This window comes from Imperialibacter roseus (assembly GCF_032999765.1).
GTDB lineage: Bacteria > Bacteroidota > Bacteroidia > Cytophagales > Cyclobacteriaceae > Imperialibacter > Imperialibacter roseus.
Map to the genome: position 1 here is coordinate 380,885 of NZ_CP136051.1, position 18,770 is coordinate 399,654.

Genomic DNA, 18,770 nt, shown 5'->3' on the forward strand with positions numbered 1-18,770 from the left:
TAATACCTACAAAATGAAACTACTTACCAAACTCAATCAGTTAGTCCTGCTCTGCGCAGTTGTTTGCTTTAGCGCTTGTGATCAAAAAACCACTTCCAATTCCTCCGAAACCGAAGCTGAAACGGATACAGACAGCCTGGGGGCCATTTCACAGCCGCTTGTCACTGACCTTTACACGGCCGATCCGTCTGCGCACGTTTTCAACGGAAAAATCTATATCTATCCTTCGCACGATTTTGACGCTGGCATTCCTGCGAACGATAACGGCGACCATTTCGGCATGGTTGACTATCATGTATATTCTATGGATAAAATTGGAAGGCCAGTAACTGATCACGGTATAGCGCTCCATATAGACAATGTGCCTTGGGCAGGCCGACAAATGTGGGCGCCGGATGCTGCTCTCAAGGATGGGAAGTACTTTTTTTACTTTCCTGCCAAAGACAAAGAAGACGTGTTTAGGATAGGTGTGGCAGTTGCCGCTACACCCGATGGGCCATTTACACCAATGGATGAGCCTATTGAAGGCAGCTACAGCATTGACCCGGCAGTATTTACCGATGCCGATGGAAGCTCCTATATGTATTTCGGCGGCATCTGGGGTGGGCAATTGCAGCGCTGGGAGACGGGCGAATACGTGTCCTACGACTCATTTCCCGCCGGCGACCAGCCAGCCATCAGGCCCAGGGTGGCTAGAATGAATGATGATATGTTGGGCTTTGCTGAAGACGTGAGACAGGTGGATATTCTGGATGAAAATGGAGCTCCATTGCTTGCGGCGGACAACAATCGCAGGTTTTTTGAAGCGGCCTGGGTGCACAAATACAATGGCAAATATTACTTCTCTTATTCTACTGGTGATACCCATTTTATTTGCTACGCCACTGGCGATAATCCTTACGGGCCTTTTACCTATCAGGGCGTTGTGCTTAATCCTGTAATTGGCTGGACCAACCACCACTCTATAGTAGAAGTTGATGGTAAATGGTATCTGTTTTACCATGACAGTACTCTTTCTGGCGGGCAAACCCATTTAAGAAATATAAAGGTGACTGAGCTTACTTATCGGCCCGATGGAAGCATTATTACAATTGATCCTTACACTAAAAAATAGAACGGAGCGGGTTAATGGATGTAAAAGTACCAACCGACAGGCCTACCTGGGAAGGGGAAATCGCCACTTACTGGTTTGAAGACGAAATACTTGTTTCTCTCTCCAAAAGCATCAAACGTACCGTCGAGCTTATAGCCGGCAATGTGGAGCTGGTAAAAGACATAGCTCATAGCAAACCAATTCCGCTACTAATTTATCTCAAAAACTCTCCCGTGCCTGACAAGGAAACCCAGAAGTTTTCCAGAGAAATGCTGCCAGACATCTACACCGCCATGGCCATTGTGTCGAAGCCGGGTTTGTCGAGGTTCATTATGAACCTGCTGTTCAGCATGAGCAAACCGCCCATTCCGATGAAAAGCTTTACGGATGCGGAAAAGGCGAAAAAGTGGTTGAAGAAGGTAACAAATTGATTTTTTGCCTGGGTCGTTTCCTGAATGGCATCAGTTTCCAGGGGGCCTGTAATCTTCCATTTACAAAAGCGTAGCTTTTTTCAGTCCCCGACTTTTACCCACACTTATTTTTCTTTTGAGTTGAGAGTTTATTGATGTGCGTTGGCGCTTCTTAACTAAAGTCAATGAAATACATCATTGGGCTGACTTGTTTTGCCTCATCAAACTCAAAACAATAAGAACTATGAAAACAATCTTTACCGGAGCACTATGTCTCCTGCTAGCCCTGACCGCCTTTGGTCAGGCAAAGCAATTCACAATCAGTGGATACCTTAAAGATGAAAGCAATGGGGAGGCCCTTATCGGCGCCAATGTTTTTGTCAGAGAGATATCGGGCGGCACCACCGCCAACGTTTATGGCTTTTATTCCATTACGCTGGCGGAGGGTACTTACAACCTGGATGTCAGCTATGTTGGTTACGGCGACACACACAAGGTAATTGACCTGACCCAGGATATCAGGTTGGATCTGGAGCTGAGGTCGGCTGACGCAGAGCTGGAAACAGTGGTGATTACCAGCGAGGCCATTGATGAAAATGTGGCCAGTATTGAAATGAGTACGATTGAGTTGGAAATGAAGGCCATTGAAAAGCTACCGGCATTTGCCGGGGAGGTGGACGTGCTCAAAAGTATTCAGTTGCTGCCTGGTGTCAGTTCTGTAGGCGAGGGTACTGCTGGTTTCAATGTGCGTGGAGGAAGCGTCGGGCAAAACCTTGTGTTGCTTGACGAAGCTCCGGTGTACCAGTCGTCACACTTGTTTGGGTTCTTTTCGGTGTTCAATCCTGACGCCGTGAAAGATGTGAAGCTGTACAAAGGCGGCATACCCACCCGCTACGGTGGTCGCTTGTCATCCATTCTGGATATCCGAATGAAAGAAGGCAACAACAAAGACTATGATGTAGCCGGAGGTGTGGGTACCGTGTTTAGCAGGCTGGCGGTGGAAGGGCCAATTAAGAAGGATAAGTCTTCCTTCATTATTGCGGGTCGCCGGTCGTATGCTGACGTGCTGGTGCGGCCTTTTACCAATATGCTGTCTGACGGCGCAGGCATGTATTTCTACGACCTCACTGCCAAAACCAATTTCAACATCAATGATATAAACCGTGTGTACGTTTCCGGCTACCTGGGGCGTGACGTTTTTTCATTTGACGAATCGCAGGGTTTCGACTGGGGCAATCGTACGGCCACTGTGCGCTGGAATCACCTGTATGGTAACAAGCTCTTTTCCAATTTCTCAGCTTTTTACAGCAACTACGACTATGGTTTCAGCTTTGGCACCAACAAACTGGATAAGTTCGATTGGGCCGCTGAAGTAAGCACGTGGAATTTTAAGCCGGAGTTCAACTGGTTTCTGAATGTGAACAATGAGCTAACCTTTGGAGGGGAAGCAATTTTGTATGGCTTTGAGCCAGCCAATGCCTCGACAGTGAACAATGGCATCAGAACAGATATCAGCCTCGACCGGCGCAAAGCCCTGGAAACCGCTGTTTACCTGAGCAATGACCAGAAGCTGAGTGACAAACTGTTTGCTCAATACGGAGTGCGGTTCAGCTACTTCAACAACCTCGGTGGTAGCTTGATGACTTATGGCGACACCCTGGCAGGTGTGGAGAAACCGTTGCTTGCAGTGACAGAGAAAGGCGACTGGGAGTCGATTGCTTCCTATCAAAACGTTGAACCGAGGGCCTCGCTGAGGTATCAGCTTTCGGAGTTGAGCTCCGTGAAGGCCAGCTACAACCGCATGAGTCAGTATATCCACCAGATATCTAACACTACGGCCTCTACGCCAATTGATATCTGGCAGCCGTCGGACAACAACATTGCCCCGCAAATGGGTAATCAGGTGGCCATGGGCTACTTCAGGAACATTGGCGGAAAGCGTTTCGAGACCTCTGCCGAAGTATATTACAAGTGGAACAAGAACCAGGTCGACTACATCGACGGAGCTGAACTGTTCATCAACGAATTCATTGCTTCTCAGCTGCTTTCAGGCGTTGGCAGGGCTTATGGTCTGGAGCTTTATGTGAAGAAAAACGCCGGGAGACTGACCGGCTGGGTGAGCTACACACTGGGCAAGTCGGAGCTGAAAGTGGACGGGATCAATTTTGGAAACGACCGCAAGAACCATGAAGGCAACTGGTATGCTACCCGTTTCGATCAGCGCCACAACCTCAAGGTGGCTGGCTTCTACGACCTGACTAAGAGGGTTTCCCTTTCTGCCAACTTTAGCTTCATGTCAGGCACACCCACCACGTTTCCAACGGATCGTTACATGTCGGCAGGTTACGTCATTCCCTACGTGAGCGGAAGTGAGAGAAACAACTTCCGACTTCCAAACTACCACAGGCTGGATGCGTCACTTACAATTAACAATGTGTGGCGGGGCAAGAAGAACCGGTCAGGCAATGACCACATCGTTTTCTCCGTGTACAACCTGTACGCCAGAAAGAACCCTTTCAGCATCTACTTTTCTCAGGGCAGGGATAGACAAATGACAGATGCCCCTCAGCAAACGGCTGCTAAGCAGCTTTCTCTGATAGGCACACTGATTCCCGCCGTTACTTACAACTTCAAATTTTAACACTCAACAACAATGAAAAAGATCATATATATCGCATTAATTGTTTTTGGTTTTGGCTGCGAAACCGCCATTCAGCCGGAGCTCAAAGAAGCTGAGGAAATACTGGTGATAGACGCCTGGCTTACTCAGAAAATGGAGAGACAGAAAGTGATGGTGTCACGATCGCAGCCGTATTTTGATAACTCCTACCCAAGCCTGACGCCTGGAGCGCAGGTAACGGTGGAAGACCTTAACACAGGAGTGGTTTACAACTTTCAGGAAGGTGCCGACGCCTACTACTGGGATCCTGCCGATGCGCCGCTGGGCGAAGTAGGCCATACTTACAAATTGGCGGTTACTTACGGTGGGGAAACTTTCGAGGCGTTGTCAACGCTCGGGCGTGTGCCCGAAGTAGATACCATATTGTACAAATACAATTCCAAAGACTTCAATATATTGGAATCGTACTACTCGGCAGAGTTTGTGGCGGTTGACCCGCTAGGAGAGGGCGATGCGTACTGGATCAAGGCGTGGAAAAATGGTAACTACCTGGGCAAACCCTCGGAGATCAATATTGCTTTCGATGCGGGCTTGTCGCCAAGCCAGTCGGTGGATGGAGAAGTATTCCATCAGGTTATCCGCCGTGACTTTGTGAACCCGTTGGATCCGCTGCCCGACAGGAAAAACTACTACCACCCGCCCTACGAGATAGGCGACTCGCTGTATGTGGAGATTCATTCAATTGATCCTGTGACATTCGAATACCTGACGGGCGTCATTCTGCAGACCAACAGGCCCGGAGGTTTCTCTGAGCTATTTGCTACTCCCCTGGCCAATGTGATGACCAACGTGAAGAGCACCGATGAAAATTCGAACACCAACGTGGCAGGCTTCTTCAATGTGTCTGCTGTTAGCTCAGGAGGTGGCAAGATCACCCAAGCAGTCGCTGATGAAGCAAGGGCCAATGCAGGTAAATAGTAGTAATGGTGTGGCGGCGAGCCCTGACTGTTTCGCTGCCATACCTTTTTAAAAGCTTTTATTTTTTTTCATGCTATCTAAAATCGCATCCAGAACAATGCTCAAGGCGCTGGCATTGGCAGCTATCAGTTTTCTATCAATTATTAAACTACAAGCGCAGGTCTCCACTACTGAAAATATCGTTGGAACCAACCACTTTATCGATTCAAAGATTCTTGATGAGGAAAGACAAATTCAGATCTATCTGCCTGAGGGATATGGTGAGGAGGAAAAGCGTTACTCCGTTATTTTCATACTGGATGGTCAGCGATTTTTTCTTCATACCGTAGGTCTTGCCGCCACTTTCAAGCAATATCAGCTAACACCGGAGTTCATAGTAGTGGGCATCACTAATAGCTATCCGCAACGCTTCAATCACTTCGCCGACGGCAAACAGCAGTTCGCTGAGTTTATTGAAAAAGAGCTGATGCCTTATGTGGAAAGCAGCTATCGAACCAGTGGCGAACGACTGTTGTTTGGTTGGGAATACGCAGGAAGTTTTGCTTTCCACATGCTTGCAAATCACCCGTCTTTGTTTGATGGCTACATGTTGGCAAGCCCCTTCCCCCTTCTGGACAAAGTGGACGTGCTGGATAAGCTGCCGGCACTCAACAAATCTCTTTACTTTTCAGTAAGCCCCAATGAATTTGAAGTGAACCGGGGAGTCGACAAGCTGGATTCCCTGCTTTCAGAAAAGGATTTGCCTGGGCTCGATTGGACTTGTTTCCGACTGGAAAATGAAGAACACCGCTCCACAGGTTACTCCACGCTGTATCATGGCCTTCGAAAATACTTCAGGTACTATCCTGAATTGCAGGTAGATGATTTGCAAGCGTTTGTCGAGGCAGGTGGCATGGCATACGCCCATAGTTACACCAAAGAAAGGGCTTCCCGGTATGGGTTTTCACCAAACATGTCTTTGTGGTCAAGGTTTACTATTGTTCGAAGCGCTGTGCGAGCCAGGGATTATACCCGCTTCCGGGAGTTTTATGAGGCATTGGGTTCAGCTATGTTGATCAGCGACTTGATAGAAGGAGGAAGAAGCTATGGCGCTTTTTCCATCGCCGATTTTTTAGTTGAAAATGGTCAACATAAGCAGGCCATTGATATCTACCTGGCTCTTTTGAAACAGTCTCCCGACTCTGCTGATCTGCTGAGTACACTCGCAGGGGCTTATCAGGCTCTGGGCAATCAAGGTGAAGCGAAGAAATATCTTCAGAAGTTCAAGAAGCTAAAGCAGCAAAAGTAAGCAGCAGCCTTTTAAAGGGCGTTCGGCAATCTCTGTTATCGATAGAGATTGCCCTTTATTTTTACAGCCCCCGGATAATCAAATTTCAATAAAAAGCTCATCCGCTCCCTTCTTAACCAAAGTCAATGAAATCGGTTTTTCACCACTCTAATTTTGGGTATTCAAAAACGAAAAACAGTTAAATCAATTTCAAAAATTCAAAACAGTGAAGAAGATGAAAAAGTCAATTTCAACAATCGTAGTAATGATCATGATGGTGGTTATCAGCTCTTGTGGGGCTGGCAGGGCCATCATGCGCAACCAAAACCAAAGCTCCACTCAGGTGCATCTGAAGGAGAATAATTTTAAGGTGATCGGCAGTGTCAGCGGTAGCGCAGAGGCTAAGTACTGGGTGCTAATCGGTGGAAGAAAAAGACAGCAGATGTACAACGAAGCGTACGCCGAAATGGTGAAGTCAGCAGGATTGATGGACGGTCCCAGAGCGCTGGTGAATTTGCTTACAGAAGAGCATGTCGGCGGTGTGCCTCCATTCTTTTTGAAGCGAACCATTACCGTGAGCGGCCATGTGGTAGAATTCAACAGATAGTCAAAAGCTAAAAAGGGTAGGTGCTGTTTGACTCAGGCAGCCCACCCATTTTTTTCAACAACAACAAAATTGAATCATGAACTCAAATAAAAAAATGGCAAGGATCGCCGGATTTCTGTACCTCATTATTTTCATTACAGCTGGTTTCAGTGAAGGCTACGTCCGTGCCGGTGTGATGGTGACGGGCGATGCAGCAGCGACCGCTCAAAATATTGTGGCCTCAGAGGGCCTGTTTCGCCTTGGCTTTGCAGCCGACCTGGTGGCCTTCCTGTGCGATCTGGTGGTGTCCGTGCTGCTGTATCAGTTGCTCAAGCCAGTGAATAAAACCCTCTCACTCACAGCAGCGCTACTTCGCTTGCTGGCTCATCCGGCCATCGCCAGTGTGAACCTGCTCAACCACTACATGGCCCTGCAGCTACTCGATGGCTCCGACTACCTGTCGGTATTCAGCCCTGATCAGCTTAATGCTTTGGCGCTGTTTTTTCTCAATATGCACACGGTTGGCTACCTGATCGCAGGAGCGTTCTTTGGGCTTCATTGTGTATTGCTTGGCTACCTGATCATCAAATCCGATGGCTTTCCAGCCTGGTTGGGGACTATGATCATCATCGCCGCTTTGGGCTACCTAATTAACAGCTTCGGCAATTTTCTGGCTCCGGGACACGAAGAGCTCTTCGATAATATAGTGGTGGGGCCGGCAGTACTGGCAGAAATGTCACTCTGTCTGTGGCTGCTGATCAAGGGTGTGTCAGTCAGAAAGATGACATCGAAGGCCATCGTAGCCTGATTTTATAACCAAGGTCAAAAACTCAAAACATTATTTAAAATGAATGCAATTGTATATCAACGATATGGGTCGCCCGATGTGTTAGAACTGAAGGACGTACAAAAACCCATGCCGGGCCCCGGTGAGGTGCTCGTAAAAGTGCACGCAGCCTCCGTGAATGCGGCAGACAAGCACCTGTTGAGAGGGCAGCCGTTTCCAGTTCGAATGATGGCTGGTTTTTTCAAACCCAAGAACAATATCCTTGGTGCCGATATGGCCGGGGAGGTTGAATCCGTTGGCAAAGGCGTGAGCTATTTCAAGCCCGGAGATAAGGTGTTTGGCGAGCTGTCTGCTTACGACTTTGGCGCATTTGCTGCATACGTAGCAGTTTCCGAAAAAGCGCTGGCGCACATGCCATCAAATGCCTTGTTCGGAGAAGCCGCCGCTTTGCCGATGGCGGCCGTTACTGCCTTGCAGGGGCTGCGTGATAAGGGGCAGATCAGTCCCGGAAAGAAGGTGCTTATCAACGGAGCTTCCGGCGGCGTCGGCACTTTTGCGGTGCAGATAGCCAAAGCCTTCGGCGCAGAAGTGACTGCCGTAGCCAGCACCGGCAAGACCGAGCTGGCGAAGATTCTGGGTGCCGACCACACCATTGACTACAAACTGACTGACTTCACAAAGGGTGGCGAGCGCTACGACCTCATTTTTGACGTCGTGGGCAATCATTCGGTGTCAGCGCTGAAGCGAGTGCTTAACAAGCATGGCAGGTACGTGACAACTGCCTTTTCACCCGGAGCTATGTTTTTAGGGCCATGGATTGCCATCGCCGAAGGCAAGAAAATAATCAATATGCTGGCCAGTGCCAACAGGAAAGACCTCGAGGCGGTCAGGCAGATGGTTGATGGGGGCGAAGTGAGACCGGTAGTTGAGCGAAGTTATCCGTTGGCAGATGTGGCAAAAGCCATCAGCTACATGGAAGAAGGGCACCCGTTTGGCAAGATTGTGATACAGGTACAGTGAAAATAGGCACGGCGGAGGATTAACCTTTCTCCGCCACCCGCTTCCTGATCCTGCTCAGCGACTCCGGTTTCACACCCAGATAGCTGGCCAGGTGATACTGAGGTACCCGGTTCAACAGGCCTGGCCTGGTTTCGAGAAGGTTAAGGTAGCGCTCTTCGGGGCTTTGGATGATGTAGTTAGCCAGCATTTCCTGCTGCTTGCCGAAGTCATCCTCCATCGAAAGTCTGCAGAGCGATTCAAACTTTGGGTGCTTTCGGTACAGCTCCTTTTCTTTTTCGTAGCCGAACACAGCCAGGGTAGTGTCTTCCACGCACTCCAGATAGTGGTTGGCGGGCACTTTGTTGAGGTAGCTGTTCATAGAGGCAATCGACTGCTCTTCGGTATAAAACTGGGTGGTCTTTTCTTCACCATCAGAAAGGTAGTAGTGGCGTACACAGCCCTTGATATTGAAATAGCACTCGGTGGCGATTTGACCTTCCCTCAGCAGGATTGTGCCTTTTTTGTAGCTGCGAATAGGAATGCAGTCGTTGAGCACCTCGGTTTCTTCTTCGGTGAGGGTCATGTGCTGACCAATCATTTCGGAGATGTACTTTACCATGGCTTCTCGTTTGGTTAATAGCAGGCGGCCAGAGCATGCCTTGTTAATGATATGTTAAAGATAAAAACTATCTCCAACTTGGATAGGCTATACGTTAATATTGAGGGGTAGTTCCAACTTTTTTAAAAATGAACCCGCAACTTATGGTTGTGGGTGAAATTTAGTTTCAGTTTAAAATTCAAGAATTTCAACAATGACAAAAACAGCAATCCACTTTTTTTTCTCTCTTTTTATGGTTTCAGCTTCTACTGTGGTAAATGCCCAGCCTGGGAAACTGACGCACGAAGATTCCCTGAACACAGTGCTCGACAAATACTACAAACTCAACCTAAAAGTCTTTCAAGCAAATTCCCAACCAGAGGACATCGACATTATTTTTGATCTCTTTACAGATGACTTCGAGTACATCCACCCTCAATACGGAGGCACCTATACCCGTCAGGACCTATACGAGGGCTATCAACGCAACCAAAAAAACGGTGGCTATGACGGAAGTGTAACCGATATCAAAATTCTCAATAAAATAGTGGGGTTGAATGCCATCGCCGTGAGCAAAACCTTTGTCACTAAAAAGGATGGAAAGGCAGTAGAAGGCGAGCCCCAAATGACCCTGTTCGAGTTCAGAGATGGAAAAATTGCCAGGATCTACGAGTATTGGTAGTTGTGCACTTAAATCTCTCTGAAAGTCGTTCCGGCGGCCAGCACCAGAAAACCCACTAACAGCAAGGTGTAATTGTATTCACTCAAAATCTGAACATGGGCGTAGTGGCCAATGATGCCAAGGATGCCGCTGATCAAACCAATAATCCAGGTAATTTTCTTAGGAGCTGAAGGTGCTTTCATAGTGACTGTTTTTTTAAGGTGGATGGATGGCAAGAAAAAGGAGGTTGTCTCAAAAGCCCTAATCCTATGTCAGGTTTAGTCTGTCGAAACCTTATTGTTTAACGTGCTTAAGCATTTCGACGAGCTCAATGTGACATTCGCTTCATTTTTAGGGGCTTTTGAGACAACCTCTGATCTTATGATCTGTGCTGAAAAAGATAGAATATACCGAGTTGCAAGCCTCTGTTGTAAGAGTTGGATGCATTATTCTCGCTGATGTCCGTTAGGCCGTGAACATATCGAAGGTCATACCCAAAACCTGTAGACGGCTTCACATAGCTCATGCCTACAACTAGTCCGATGTCGGTGCTTTTGTAGTTATTTTTTACGTCAGTACTGTTGTTGCCGATTTCCGATTTAGCACTGGCCAAAATGCCCAGTTGCGGGCCTGCTTCCAGCCTAAATCCATTGTCGAACATGTATTGAAAGAGTAGCGGGATATTCACATAGTTTAGGTTGAGCTTCACATCGCTGCCACCACTTTTGTATTGAGTGCCTTGTCCGGAAAAAACGACCTCGGGCTGAAGCGCAAATTGATTATCCATATGGATATGACCCAGCAGACCAACATTGAAACTGAGTTTAGGGTCGAAGTTGCCGCTATTGTCACCCTGGATGGTGTAGGCGTTCAGGCCGCCTTTGATGCCAACATTTACGTGTTGTGCCTGGGTGGAAACAGTTAGGAGAAAAAGGGCAATAAGTGCGAATAAAAAAGATTTCATATTTTTCTTGGGAGTGGAGTCCGCCATTACATTATGGTAGATCATCAAAGTGAATGCAAAGTTCACCACAGTGGCCCATGGGATTGTTGCACAAGTGCAGCTATTAGTTACATATATCACGGATGGGACACCCTGGGTTGAAGGAGGCGGGCTTGATGTTAAATGGTCGGCGCATTCCAGGGAATTTGGAGGAGAAGTATCACAACCTATTGAACGAGTTCGAAATTTTGCCATATCCCATACGCTAGTGGAAATCACCAGTGGACTACATTGCTGTTGGCGATATCATGGATGACGGTTTTCATGGGACGCTGATCGACAAGGTCGTTTGGGGCGAAGGCGGTTTTGGTTTGGGCAGATAGCTTATAGTTGGGCAGCCAGTCATGTAGGATATCTTATCGGTTTGCGTTCTTTTCTGTATTATTATCATAAGTTCAATGGCTTGTCAGGATTTTTCGCTTTAAAATCGTCTATGTCATTGTAACCGATACCTGTTTAACAACAATCCCTACTACAACATGACACATCCTCAATCCAGCAGACGCAAATTCATCAAAACATCTGCCTCAGCAGCGACCGGCGTTGCCCTCCTTTCTTCTTTTCCAAAAAGTGCCCTTGCCATCATGCAGGACAAACCCAGGATCAGGTTTTCGGTCATAGGTATGAACCATGGCCATATTTATGGCATGACAGAAGCTGTGAAAAGAGGAGGAGGTGAGCTTGTTTCATTCTTTGCTCCGGAGCCAGAGTTGGTAGCAGCCTTCTCGAAAAGATACCCCGAAGCAAAGCTGGCTAAAAGCCAGAAAGAAATACTCGAAGACAAGTCGATACAGGTGGTGTTAAGCGCTGGCATTCCAGTTGACAGAGCGCCGCTGGGAGTGGAGGTAATGAAAGCCGGTAAAGACTACCTGGTCGATAAGCCGGGCATCACCACCCTTGCTCAGCTGGCCGAAGTACGCAAGGTGCAGAAGGCAACAGGCCGCATCTATGACATCATGTTCAGCGAAAGGCTTGAGAACAAGGCGACAGTGAAGGCTGGTGAGTTGGTGCAGTCCGGGGCCATTGGCAAGGTAATTCAAACCATAGGCATGGGGCCTCATCGGATCGGTCTGACAAACCGGCCAGAGTGGTTTTTTGATAAAAAATACTACGGCGGCATCATCACCGACATTGGATCGCACCAGTTCGATCAGTTCCTCTTCTTCACAGGGTCTACCACAGCCGAAGTGGTGGCCTCTCAGGTAGGCAACAACCACTATCCGCAGTACCCGCAGTTTGAGGATTTTGGTGATGCCATGGTGAAAGGAAATGGTGGCGCTGGCTACGTGCGGATAGACTGGTTCACACCCGATGGCCTGGGCTCCTGGGGCGATGGGCGCTTGACCATATTGGGAACGGAGGGCTATATCGAAATACGAAAAAATATTGACATCGCCTCTGGTCACGAAGGGGGCAACCACCTCTACTTGGTGACACATAAAGAAACCAGGTACATCGACTGCAATGATGTGGAGCTGCCATTTGGGAAGCTGTTTGTGGATGATGTGCTCAACCGCACCGAAACGGCGTTACCACAAGCCCACGTGTTCCTGGCCACCGAGCTGGCACTGAAGGCGCAGGATCAGGCGAAGAAGCTGGTGATAACTAAATAGCACTGGCAACTCGAATACCCTTAGCGATCAACCTATTTGTTTCCTAAAAACGGATACTTGTAGAAATATCTTTACGTTTTTAGGAAACTTTCCGTACTTTTAATTTGTGGTAGTAATTGATACTGGAACAGGAGCGAGCCACAAGGTAGAGATTGAGCCTGTTGAGGATCGTGACTTCGCAAGTCTGACGAAGGCGAGGTATTTCTTTGATTGGAAACAAGAAAAGGAATTCGAGATGTATAAGCTGAGAATAGCCAACACGAGAGATATACTTGGACTTGTTTCTGTAGAGAGAATTCCAGAAGAGTGGATGTTGCATATAAGGCTGCTCACCGTTTCAAAAGAAAATAAAGGGAGTAGCAAGAAATTTGAAAACATTGCTGGCAACCTACTGACGTTTGTTTCAAAAATTGCTGTAAGAGAATACGGTGAGCTTGCCTGCGTGTCGTTAAAGCCAAAGGGATTAATAGCTCGCCATTACATAGATAAATTCGGCATGAACGTAACGGGTCTGACCCTAAGCATCGAAATACTGGAAATTTTCAATTTGATTGAGACGTACGACCATGACTAGCAGAAAAAAGGAGATAGGGGAAGTTGGGGGGGCAGAGTATGGCGTTGATTCACGGTACTCTTCAAAGAAAGACAGACTGGATGACGGCAAGGCATTAATGGAGGCCAGGTTGCAGAGAATGAAAAATCTGTCAGCCGATCAAATCGTCAAGGCGAAGTTATTGCAGCTAAAGCTGAAAATGGACGAATACATTAAGGAGCCAGTCTATCACACGCATAGTGCTTTTACCGAATTTTTAACCTCATACATCGATGCGATCTATAGCAGAAGAAATAGTTTTGCGAAAGACATTGACGTCACTCCTGTTTTGCTGAGTCAGATTTTGAATAACCACCGGGAGCCAAACGAAGAGTTCCTGTTAAGGCTAATGATACATGCTGAAAAAACATACGAGCATGTGTGTCAATTTCATAAAAGAACATGGCATCAGGTTTACTTTCAAGAGAAAATATGCGATGTGATAACCAGCCAGGACAAATGGCGGCCTGAAGTGGAGAAACATGTAAAGATCAGCAAACTGGCCAAAGTGTGATAGCTGGTGGCTCCAGGTTTGTGGCAAGGCATCAAAACGGGATCAAAAGTGGATGCATCCGATAAACTCATACATCACCTGCAGGAAACCATTCCGCTGACGGAGAACGAGGCGGAATTGGTGAAGCAAAGTTTTAAGGAAGTGGCCTTAAAGAAGAAGGAGATGCTTCTCTTCAAAGGCGAAACTTCGTCGCATATGCGGTTCATAGCCGAAGGCTGTCTCAGAAGCTACTATATGGACGAGGAGACGAAGGAGCACATTATCCAGTTTGGTATCGAGGGCTGGTGGATCAACGATTTGTACAGCTACCTCACCCAAACGCCCGCTAAGCAGTTTATTCAAGCCATCGACGACAGTGTGCTTCTTCAAATTCACAGAGACACCCTGAGCAGGCTTTATGACGAGGTGCCTGCTGTCGAACGATTTTTCCGAATGAAGTTCGAAACTGCCTATGTGGCCCTGCAGGATCGCACCATCAACTCCATGAGTAAAACCGCCGAAGAAAGGTATGTGGAGTTTCGCTCCAAATACAGGGACATTGAGCAGCGGGTTCCCCAGTACATGGTGGCCTCCTACCTGAAAATAACGCCCGAGTTTTTAAGTGCTATCAGGAAGAATTTGAGTTGATAGGGAAGTTCAGTCAGGTGCATGCGTGATCTGCCTGATAGAGCAACTATGAGGACAGAGGCGTGATGCTAAGTTGCACTAAAGTGAAACTTTTAATACATTTGTTAGGTGAATAGTAAAGTTAGAAAGGTCATCTTCTACAAAGATTATTTCGAATCCTTCTTCCTAAAGCAAAGTGATAAAGTTCAGAAGAAAATTATCTGGACAATTAACTTGATAGAAGAGATTAAAGGCATTCCTGAAACTTACCTGAAGCACATCAAAGGAACTGACGGGCTGTATGAAGTGAGGGTTCAAACTGGAAGCAATATTTATAGAATCTTTTGTTTCTTCGATGATGGACAGTTAGTGGTGCTAATGAACGGTTTTCAGAAGAAAACTCAAAAGACCCCCAGGGCTGAGATCGAAAAGGCATTGAAAATTAAGCAAGAATATGAGCAAGAAAAGTAATATAATGACCCTTGATCAATTCAAGGATAAGCATTTTGGTGAGGTTGGCACGCCGAAGCGAGATGACCTGGAAGAAGGCTACGAAAATTTCAAAATCGGAGCACTTATCCAGGAGGCTAGACTTGAAAAGGGGCTGACTCAGGAAGAACTTGCTCAAAAGGTGGGGACTACCAAGTCATATATTTCAAAAATTGAAAACAATATAAAGGAGGTTCGGCTATCGACCTTAAAGAAAATTGTGGAGCTCGGTCTTGGTGGACAAGTTGACCTTTCCATAAAGCTGTAAATCGATAACTGGATTCATTTGAAGTTCTTCGCCATGCCTCGCTCGGCATCCCAAGGAACAGTGCTATCAGGAAGAATTTGATTTGATGGGTCGTTCTTAAGATACCTTAAGGCAACCGGCTTTCATGACGCCCAACTTTGTAAGAAAAAGTTAAAGTCATGAAAACAACAACATTCATTTTGGTCACGCTGCTCACCATTAAGGCCGCAACGGCACAGCAAAAAGAAGCAGTTGGTGAAAGTCCCTGGGGCCCCGACGATGAAATAGGCACCCTCAACATGATGACAGAGGCATCGCAACTGCAGGTGCTTTCGCAGATTGCGTCGGGCAAGGTTTACGACCTCAGCGTCGATTATTTTGTTGGCATGCCAAGCTTCCATTCGCTGGGCGACCCCGGTTACCAGTATTGGCTCACGCACACACCCCACGGTACGGTTGTCGACAATCCTAATGGTTTGGGGGAGGCCATGAACCAAAAGGTAAGCTACACCGGCGATGCCATATCGATGTACACCCACATGGGTACGCACATTGATGCGCTGAACCATTTTGGGCTGAATGGCAAGATCTGGAACGGGTTCACTCCTGAAGAACACCTCGGCGACAAAGGCTGGAAAAAGACGGGTGCCGAAACGATACCGCCGATCATTGCCAGAGGTGTGCTACTGGATGTGGCAGCTGCCAAAGGGCCACTTCCCAAAAACTACCGCATCAGTGCCGCTGATTTGCAGCTTGTGCTGAGGAAGCAGAACGTCCGGCTGCAAAATGGCGACGTCGTGTTGATTCGCACAGGCCAGGCACAACACTATGAAAATGCTGCTGACTATCTCGACAACTACCCTGGCATCAGCCTGGACGCTGTGAAATGGCTGGTAGAAGAAATGGACATCATGCTGCTGGGCGCCGACAACCTTAGCTTCGAGGCTTTTCCACCTGAGCGAACCGACAACTGGGTGCCCGTGCACACTTACTTGTTGGCTGAGAAGGGGGCCATGTTTATAGAACAGATGTTCCTGGAAAAGCTTTCGGCAGATAAGGTCTACGAGTTCGCCTTTATCGCTGCTTCACTGAAGTTAAGGGGCGCAAGTGCTTCACCCATGCGTCCGGTGGCATTTCCAATTCAAACAAAACAGTAAGGCCATGAACAATCCTTTATTACTCCTTCTTTCGTTTTCGGTGGGTATTATGGTCGTGATCCAGGGCGGCATCAATTCCCGCCTCGGTGTCATGCTCAACAACTCACTTGTGGCCACTGGCATTGCCCTGGTAATGAGTGCAAGTGTTACGCTGCTGGTTGTAGTGGCCACCGTACGCCAGCTTCCGACAGCAGGCGAGCTGCGGCAAATTCCCGCCTACATGTGGTTTGCAGGCGGCGTTTTTAGCTTCATCGCTGTCTCGCTGTTTTACTATGTTATTCCCCGGGTGGGCATCTCTACCGCAGTCACCTTCAGCCTCACAGGCCAGGTTATTTTCGCTGCTGTCGCCAGTCATTTTGGCTGGTTTGGTATGCCACTGGAGCCCGTATCAATAAAAAAGATCGCCGGTATGCTTGTCATGATTGCCGGCGTAGTACTTGTAAAATCGTGAAAAAGATGAACTTAATAGATAAACTTAACTGGCGATATGCCACCAAAATATTTGACCCTCACAAAAAGGTAAGCGGTCACGATCTGGCATTCCTGAAGGAAGCGATCAGGCTTTCGGTGTCCTCGTATGGCTTGCAGCTCTACAAAGTGCTCATCATTGAAAATGATGACATCAGGGAGGAGCTCCGGAAGGCTTCGTGGAACCAAAGCCAGATCACAGATGCCTCCCACCTTTTCGTTTTTTGCAACTACATCCGCAACTACGACCAGCATGTGGATAGCTATATTCGGCGGATCATTGAATTGCAGGGGAAAAGTGATGACGGCCTGAAGCAGTACGGCGAATTTATCAAAAAGACCATTGCTGACATGCCCACGGAAGAGCGAAAGAGCTGGTCTGAGAAGCAGACTTACCTCGCTTTGAACAACTTGCTGATGGCCTGTGCAGAGCTGAAGATCGACGCCTGCCCAATGGAGGGGTTTGATAAGCAAGCCTACAACCGGCTCCTGGGCCTTGATGAACTGGGATTGAATGCCTCAGTCATTGCGCCGGTAGGTTATCGCTCTGATAACGATGAGACCCAGGAACGGCAGAAAGTAAGAAAGTCGATGGAGGAATTGTTCCAGATGGCTTGAAGGATTGATGATCAGGAGGGTGGAAGTGCTTAGGCTGATTTAGCCTCTGGTGCGATATTTTTCACCCGACGAACAATTCTTAAAACAAGAATAACACGCAGCCATGTGTGTTATTTTTGTATTAGTGCCATCTTGGTGAGTTGTTTGAAGTAAACGCTCCTCATGCTCAGCCATAATTTAGTGAAGCCGTTCTTTCTGCTTGCTTTCATCAGCGTGCAACCAATCGTTGGCCAGGCCCAGCAAGTAAAAAACGTACCGGCTGCCTTTGAAGCGCTGAGCGCAGAACCCGAGGTCATTGTGCTGGCGAATGACATTGATGTGCCCACCAAGTCCGGGCATTTGCAGGGTGTGCAGGCGATGGTGCAAGACGGAGCTGAAAAGCTGCTGATGTCGGGCAGCTCCCTTACCCAGGCCTATATTTTGCAAGCTGATCTGGCTTCACGTCAGACCGAGAAGCTTATTCCATTAATGAAGGAGCCGTTCCGGCATGCAGGGGGCATTCAGCTGACCGACACGTACCTGGGCGTGGGTATTGAAGACAATGTGAAGAAAACAGAGTCAAAGCTGCACTTGTACAACTACCACAACGAAGGCCTTTATGAGGGCAAGCCAGTCGTTACCATAGATAGGGAAGGAGTGCCTGAGCTGAAAACCTCCGGTGCAACGGGGATACTGGCGCTGGAGAATGACTACCTGATAGTGGTTAGCAATTGGGACAGCCGCCATTGGGATTTCTATCGCTTCGACCCCAACCGGGTAGACCGGAGAATTATCTACAGTTTTGCTGCTCCTGCCGACTGGGGGAGCTACCAGTCCATCAACCTGGTCAGGGATGAGGAGGCCATGTATGCCATCGGATTTTACAAGACCGCTGATGGCAACTACGCCGATTTAATCCTTGTGAGTAAGGCTGGGCCGTTTGAGCCCGTCATGAGAAAGGTGCTTACCAAAGCCTTTCACTGCAAAAGCGGTGTGAGTTTTGGCGCTGCTGTCGGCTTGCAACTGGACAACGAAGGAATATTGCACGTATGGGCCACGCAGCCAGATGCCGTCAAGCAGATTACAGTGAACAAATTTTCTCAACGATAAACCAGGCTGTGAGCCTCATCTTTTGAACAGAAATTCCGTATATTAAAGAAGGCAGTTACTGCCTTTCGTTCCTTTCTGTCTCAAATACCCACTTTTCTTTGCAGCGCAGCTAACACTTGTTTGCTACGTACCAAACACCCCCTTTGCTACGTAGCAAAAACCCTGTTTGCTGCGTAGCAAACGCCCTCAATGTAGCTATGTTGCAGGTATAATGTAGCCATGTTGCAGGTGAAATGTAGCTATGTTGAGAGCGACTTATAGCTACAATTGGAGTCCATTATAGCCATGTTTCGAAATGGCCCTTTCTATGACAGTTAAGTAAGCGGTTTTGCGTTGAGCAAGCTGCGGAATAGACTAGTAATCAATAGTTGCATA

22 protein-coding genes are annotated in these 18,770 nt (G+C 47.7%); 19 read left to right on the plus strand and 3 right to left on the minus strand.

Annotation, left to right across the window (positions count from 1 at the left end):
* The first annotated feature begins 13 nt into the window (after positions 1–13).
* The 8 genes from RT717_RS01635 to RT717_RS01670 all read left to right on the plus strand — a co-directional run bounded on the left by RT717_RS01635 (position 14) and on the right by RT717_RS01670 (position 8,761).
* Positions 14–1,114, plus strand: a complete 1,101-nt coding sequence (locus RT717_RS01635; protein WP_317490003.1) for a glycoside hydrolase family 43 protein — start codon at positions 14–16, stop codon at positions 1,112–1,114.
* 14 nt (positions 1,115–1,128) lie between these two features.
* Positions 1,129–1,524: a DUF7793 family protein gene (locus RT717_RS01640; protein WP_317490004.1), complete on the plus strand. Its 396-nt coding sequence runs from the start codon at positions 1,129–1,131 to the stop codon at positions 1,522–1,524.
* Positions 1,525–1,747: 223 nt separating this feature from the next.
* Positions 1,748–4,144, plus strand: a complete 2,397-nt coding sequence (locus tag RT717_RS01645) for a TonB-dependent receptor (protein WP_317490005.1) — start codon at positions 1,748–1,750, stop codon at positions 4,142–4,144.
* A 12-nt stretch (positions 4,145–4,156) separates the two neighbouring features.
* Positions 4,157–5,101 (plus strand): DUF4249 domain-containing protein, encoded by a 945-nt coding sequence (locus RT717_RS01650; RefSeq protein WP_317490006.1) that lies wholly within the window; start codon positions 4,157–4,159, stop codon positions 5,099–5,101.
* A gap of 70 nt (positions 5,102–5,171) precedes the next feature.
* Positions 5,172–6,389: an alpha/beta hydrolase-fold protein gene (locus tag RT717_RS01655; RefSeq protein WP_317490007.1), complete on the plus strand. Its 1,218-nt coding sequence runs from the start codon at positions 5,172–5,174 to the stop codon at positions 6,387–6,389.
* A gap of 214 nt (positions 6,390–6,603) precedes the next feature.
* Positions 6,604–6,975 carry a DUF6567 family protein gene (locus tag RT717_RS01660; protein ID WP_317490008.1) on the plus strand — a complete coding sequence of 124 codons (372 nt, stop codon included), beginning with the start codon at positions 6,604–6,606 and terminating at the stop codon, positions 6,973–6,975.
* A 76-nt stretch (positions 6,976–7,051) separates the two neighbouring features.
* Complete coding sequence (locus tag RT717_RS01665; protein WP_317490009.1) at positions 7,052–7,762, plus strand: DUF4386 domain-containing protein; 711 nt, start codon at positions 7,052–7,054, stop codon at positions 7,760–7,762.
* A gap of 39 nt (positions 7,763–7,801) precedes the next feature.
* On the plus strand, positions 7,802–8,761 hold the full coding sequence (locus RT717_RS01670) for an NAD(P)-dependent alcohol dehydrogenase (protein ID WP_317490010.1): 960 nt from the start codon (positions 7,802–7,804) through the stop codon (positions 8,759–8,761).
* A gap of 19 nt (positions 8,762–8,780) precedes the next feature.
* Here the strand turns inward: RT717_RS01670 and RT717_RS01675 are convergent, their stop codons facing one another.
* The gene (locus RT717_RS01675) at positions 8,781–9,359 is read right to left on the minus strand and encodes a Crp/Fnr family transcriptional regulator (protein ID WP_193217768.1); all 579 of its coding nucleotides are present in this window, start codon (positions 9,357–9,359) and stop codon (positions 8,781–8,783) included.
* Positions 9,360–9,552: 193 nt separating this feature from the next.
* Between RT717_RS01675 and RT717_RS01680 the strand changes: the two genes are divergently transcribed.
* Positions 9,553–10,020: a nuclear transport factor 2 family protein gene (locus RT717_RS01680; protein ID WP_317490011.1), complete on the plus strand. Its 468-nt coding sequence runs from the start codon at positions 9,553–9,555 to the stop codon at positions 10,018–10,020.
* Positions 10,021–10,028: 8 nt separating this feature from the next.
* On the opposite strand, the gene RT717_RS01685 is transcribed toward RT717_RS01680, so the two are convergent.
* Both RT717_RS01685 and RT717_RS01690 read right to left on the minus strand, forming a co-directional pair.
* Positions 10,029–10,202: a hypothetical protein gene (locus tag RT717_RS01685; RefSeq protein ID WP_193217767.1), complete on the minus strand. Its 174-nt coding sequence runs from the start codon at positions 10,200–10,202 to the stop codon at positions 10,029–10,031.
* A 176-nt stretch (positions 10,203–10,378) separates the two neighbouring features.
* The gene (locus tag RT717_RS01690) at positions 10,379–10,963 is read right to left on the minus strand and encodes a porin family protein (protein ID WP_317490012.1); all 585 of its coding nucleotides are present in this window, start codon (positions 10,961–10,963) and stop codon (positions 10,379–10,381) included.
* Positions 10,964–11,481: 518 nt separating this feature from the next.
* Here RT717_RS01690 and RT717_RS01695 point away from each other — a divergent pair.
* From RT717_RS01695 to RT717_RS01740, 10 genes are all read left to right on the plus strand, one after another.
* Entirely contained in the window at positions 11,482–12,615 is a 1,134-nt protein-coding gene (locus RT717_RS01695) for a Gfo/Idh/MocA family protein (protein WP_317490013.1), read from the plus strand.
* 106 nt (positions 12,616–12,721) lie between these two features.
* Complete coding sequence (locus tag RT717_RS01700; protein WP_317490014.1) at positions 12,722–13,189, plus strand: N-acetyltransferase; 468 nt, start codon at positions 12,722–12,724, stop codon at positions 13,187–13,189.
* Entirely contained in the window at positions 13,182–13,721 is a 540-nt protein-coding gene (locus tag RT717_RS01705) for a hypothetical protein (RefSeq protein WP_317490015.1), read from the plus strand. Before RT717_RS01700 ends, RT717_RS01705 begins: the two co-directional genes overlap by 8 nt.
* 6 nt (positions 13,722–13,727) lie before the next feature.
* Positions 13,728–14,348 (plus strand): Crp/Fnr family transcriptional regulator, encoded by a 621-nt coding sequence (locus tag RT717_RS01710; protein ID WP_317490016.1) that lies wholly within the window; start codon positions 13,728–13,730, stop codon positions 14,346–14,348.
* Between the two features lie 108 nt (positions 14,349–14,456).
* Complete coding sequence (locus RT717_RS01715; protein ID WP_317490017.1) at positions 14,457–14,798, plus strand: type II toxin-antitoxin system RelE/ParE family toxin; 342 nt, start codon at positions 14,457–14,459, stop codon at positions 14,796–14,798.
* The gene (locus RT717_RS01720; RefSeq protein WP_317490018.1) at positions 14,782–15,084 is read left to right on the plus strand and encodes a helix-turn-helix domain-containing protein; all 303 of its coding nucleotides are present in this window, start codon (positions 14,782–14,784) and stop codon (positions 15,082–15,084) included. Before RT717_RS01715 ends, RT717_RS01720 begins: the two co-directional genes overlap by 17 nt.
* Before the next feature lie 158 nt (positions 15,085–15,242).
* Positions 15,243–16,220, plus strand: coding sequence for a cyclase family protein (locus tag RT717_RS01725; protein WP_317490019.1), 978 nt, complete (start codon positions 15,243–15,245; stop codon positions 16,218–16,220).
* Between the two features lie 4 nt (positions 16,221–16,224).
* The gene (locus tag RT717_RS01730) at positions 16,225–16,671 is read left to right on the plus strand and encodes a DMT family transporter (RefSeq protein WP_317490020.1); all 447 of its coding nucleotides are present in this window, start codon (positions 16,225–16,227) and stop codon (positions 16,669–16,671) included.
* A 5-nt stretch (positions 16,672–16,676) separates the two neighbouring features.
* Entirely contained in the window at positions 16,677–17,306 is a 630-nt protein-coding gene (locus tag RT717_RS01735; protein ID WP_317490021.1) for an NAD(P)H-dependent oxidoreductase, read from the plus strand.
* Between the two features lie 162 nt (positions 17,307–17,468).
* On the plus strand, positions 17,469–18,395 hold the full coding sequence (locus tag RT717_RS01740; protein ID WP_317490022.1) for a hypothetical protein: 927 nt from the start codon (positions 17,469–17,471) through the stop codon (positions 18,393–18,395).
* Positions 18,396–18,770: the final 375 nt, after the last annotated feature.

What these genes read in the sequence shown, in the direction of transcription:
- RT717_RS01635 (WP_317490003.1), top strand. Translation starts at nt 14, where the DNA reads ATGAAACTACTTACCAAACTCAATCAGTTAGTCCTGCTCTGCGCAGTT.
- RT717_RS01640 (WP_317490004.1), top strand. Translation starts at nt 1,129, where the DNA reads ATGGATGTAAAAGTACCAACCGACAGGCCTACCTGGGAAGGGGAAATC.
- RT717_RS01645 (WP_317490005.1), top strand. Translation starts at nt 1,748, where the DNA reads ATGAAAACAATCTTTACCGGAGCACTATGTCTCCTGCTAGCCCTGACC.
- RT717_RS01650 (WP_317490006.1), top strand. Translation starts at nt 4,157, where the DNA reads ATGAAAAAGATCATATATATCGCATTAATTGTTTTTGGTTTTGGCTGC.
- RT717_RS01655 (WP_317490007.1), top strand. Translation starts at nt 5,172, where the DNA reads ATGCTATCTAAAATCGCATCCAGAACAATGCTCAAGGCGCTGGCATTG.
- RT717_RS01660 (WP_317490008.1), top strand. Translation starts at nt 6,604, where the DNA reads ATGAAAAAGTCAATTTCAACAATCGTAGTAATGATCATGATGGTGGTT.
- RT717_RS01665 (WP_317490009.1), top strand. Translation starts at nt 7,052, where the DNA reads ATGAACTCAAATAAAAAAATGGCAAGGATCGCCGGATTTCTGTACCTC.
- RT717_RS01670 (WP_317490010.1), top strand. Translation starts at nt 7,802, where the DNA reads ATGAATGCAATTGTATATCAACGATATGGGTCGCCCGATGTGTTAGAA.
- RT717_RS01675 (WP_193217768.1), bottom strand. Translation starts at nt 9,359, where the DNA reads ATGGTAAAGTACATCTCCGAAATGATTGGTCAGCACATGACCCTCACC.
- RT717_RS01680 (WP_317490011.1), top strand. Translation starts at nt 9,553, where the DNA reads ATGACAAAAACAGCAATCCACTTTTTTTTCTCTCTTTTTATGGTTTCA.
- RT717_RS01685 (WP_193217767.1), bottom strand. Translation starts at nt 10,202, where the DNA reads ATGAAAGCACCTTCAGCTCCTAAGAAAATTACCTGGATTATTGGTTTG.
- RT717_RS01690 (WP_317490012.1), bottom strand. Translation starts at nt 10,963, where the DNA reads ATGAAATCTTTTTTATTCGCACTTATTGCCCTTTTTCTCCTAACTGTT.
- RT717_RS01695 (WP_317490013.1), top strand. Translation starts at nt 11,482, where the DNA reads ATGACACATCCTCAATCCAGCAGACGCAAATTCATCAAAACATCTGCC.
- RT717_RS01705 (WP_317490015.1), top strand. Translation starts at nt 13,182, where the DNA reads ATGACTAGCAGAAAAAAGGAGATAGGGGAAGTTGGGGGGGCAGAGTAT.
- RT717_RS01720 (WP_317490018.1), top strand. Translation starts at nt 14,782, where the DNA reads ATGAGCAAGAAAAGTAATATAATGACCCTTGATCAATTCAAGGATAAG.
- RT717_RS01725 (WP_317490019.1), top strand. Translation starts at nt 15,243, where the DNA reads ATGAAAACAACAACATTCATTTTGGTCACGCTGCTCACCATTAAGGCC.
- RT717_RS01730 (WP_317490020.1), top strand. Translation starts at nt 16,225, where the DNA reads ATGAACAATCCTTTATTACTCCTTCTTTCGTTTTCGGTGGGTATTATG.
- RT717_RS01735 (WP_317490021.1), top strand. Translation starts at nt 16,677, where the DNA reads ATGAACTTAATAGATAAACTTAACTGGCGATATGCCACCAAAATATTT.
- RT717_RS01740 (WP_317490022.1), top strand. Translation starts at nt 17,469, where the DNA reads ATGCTCAGCCATAATTTAGTGAAGCCGTTCTTTCTGCTTGCTTTCATC.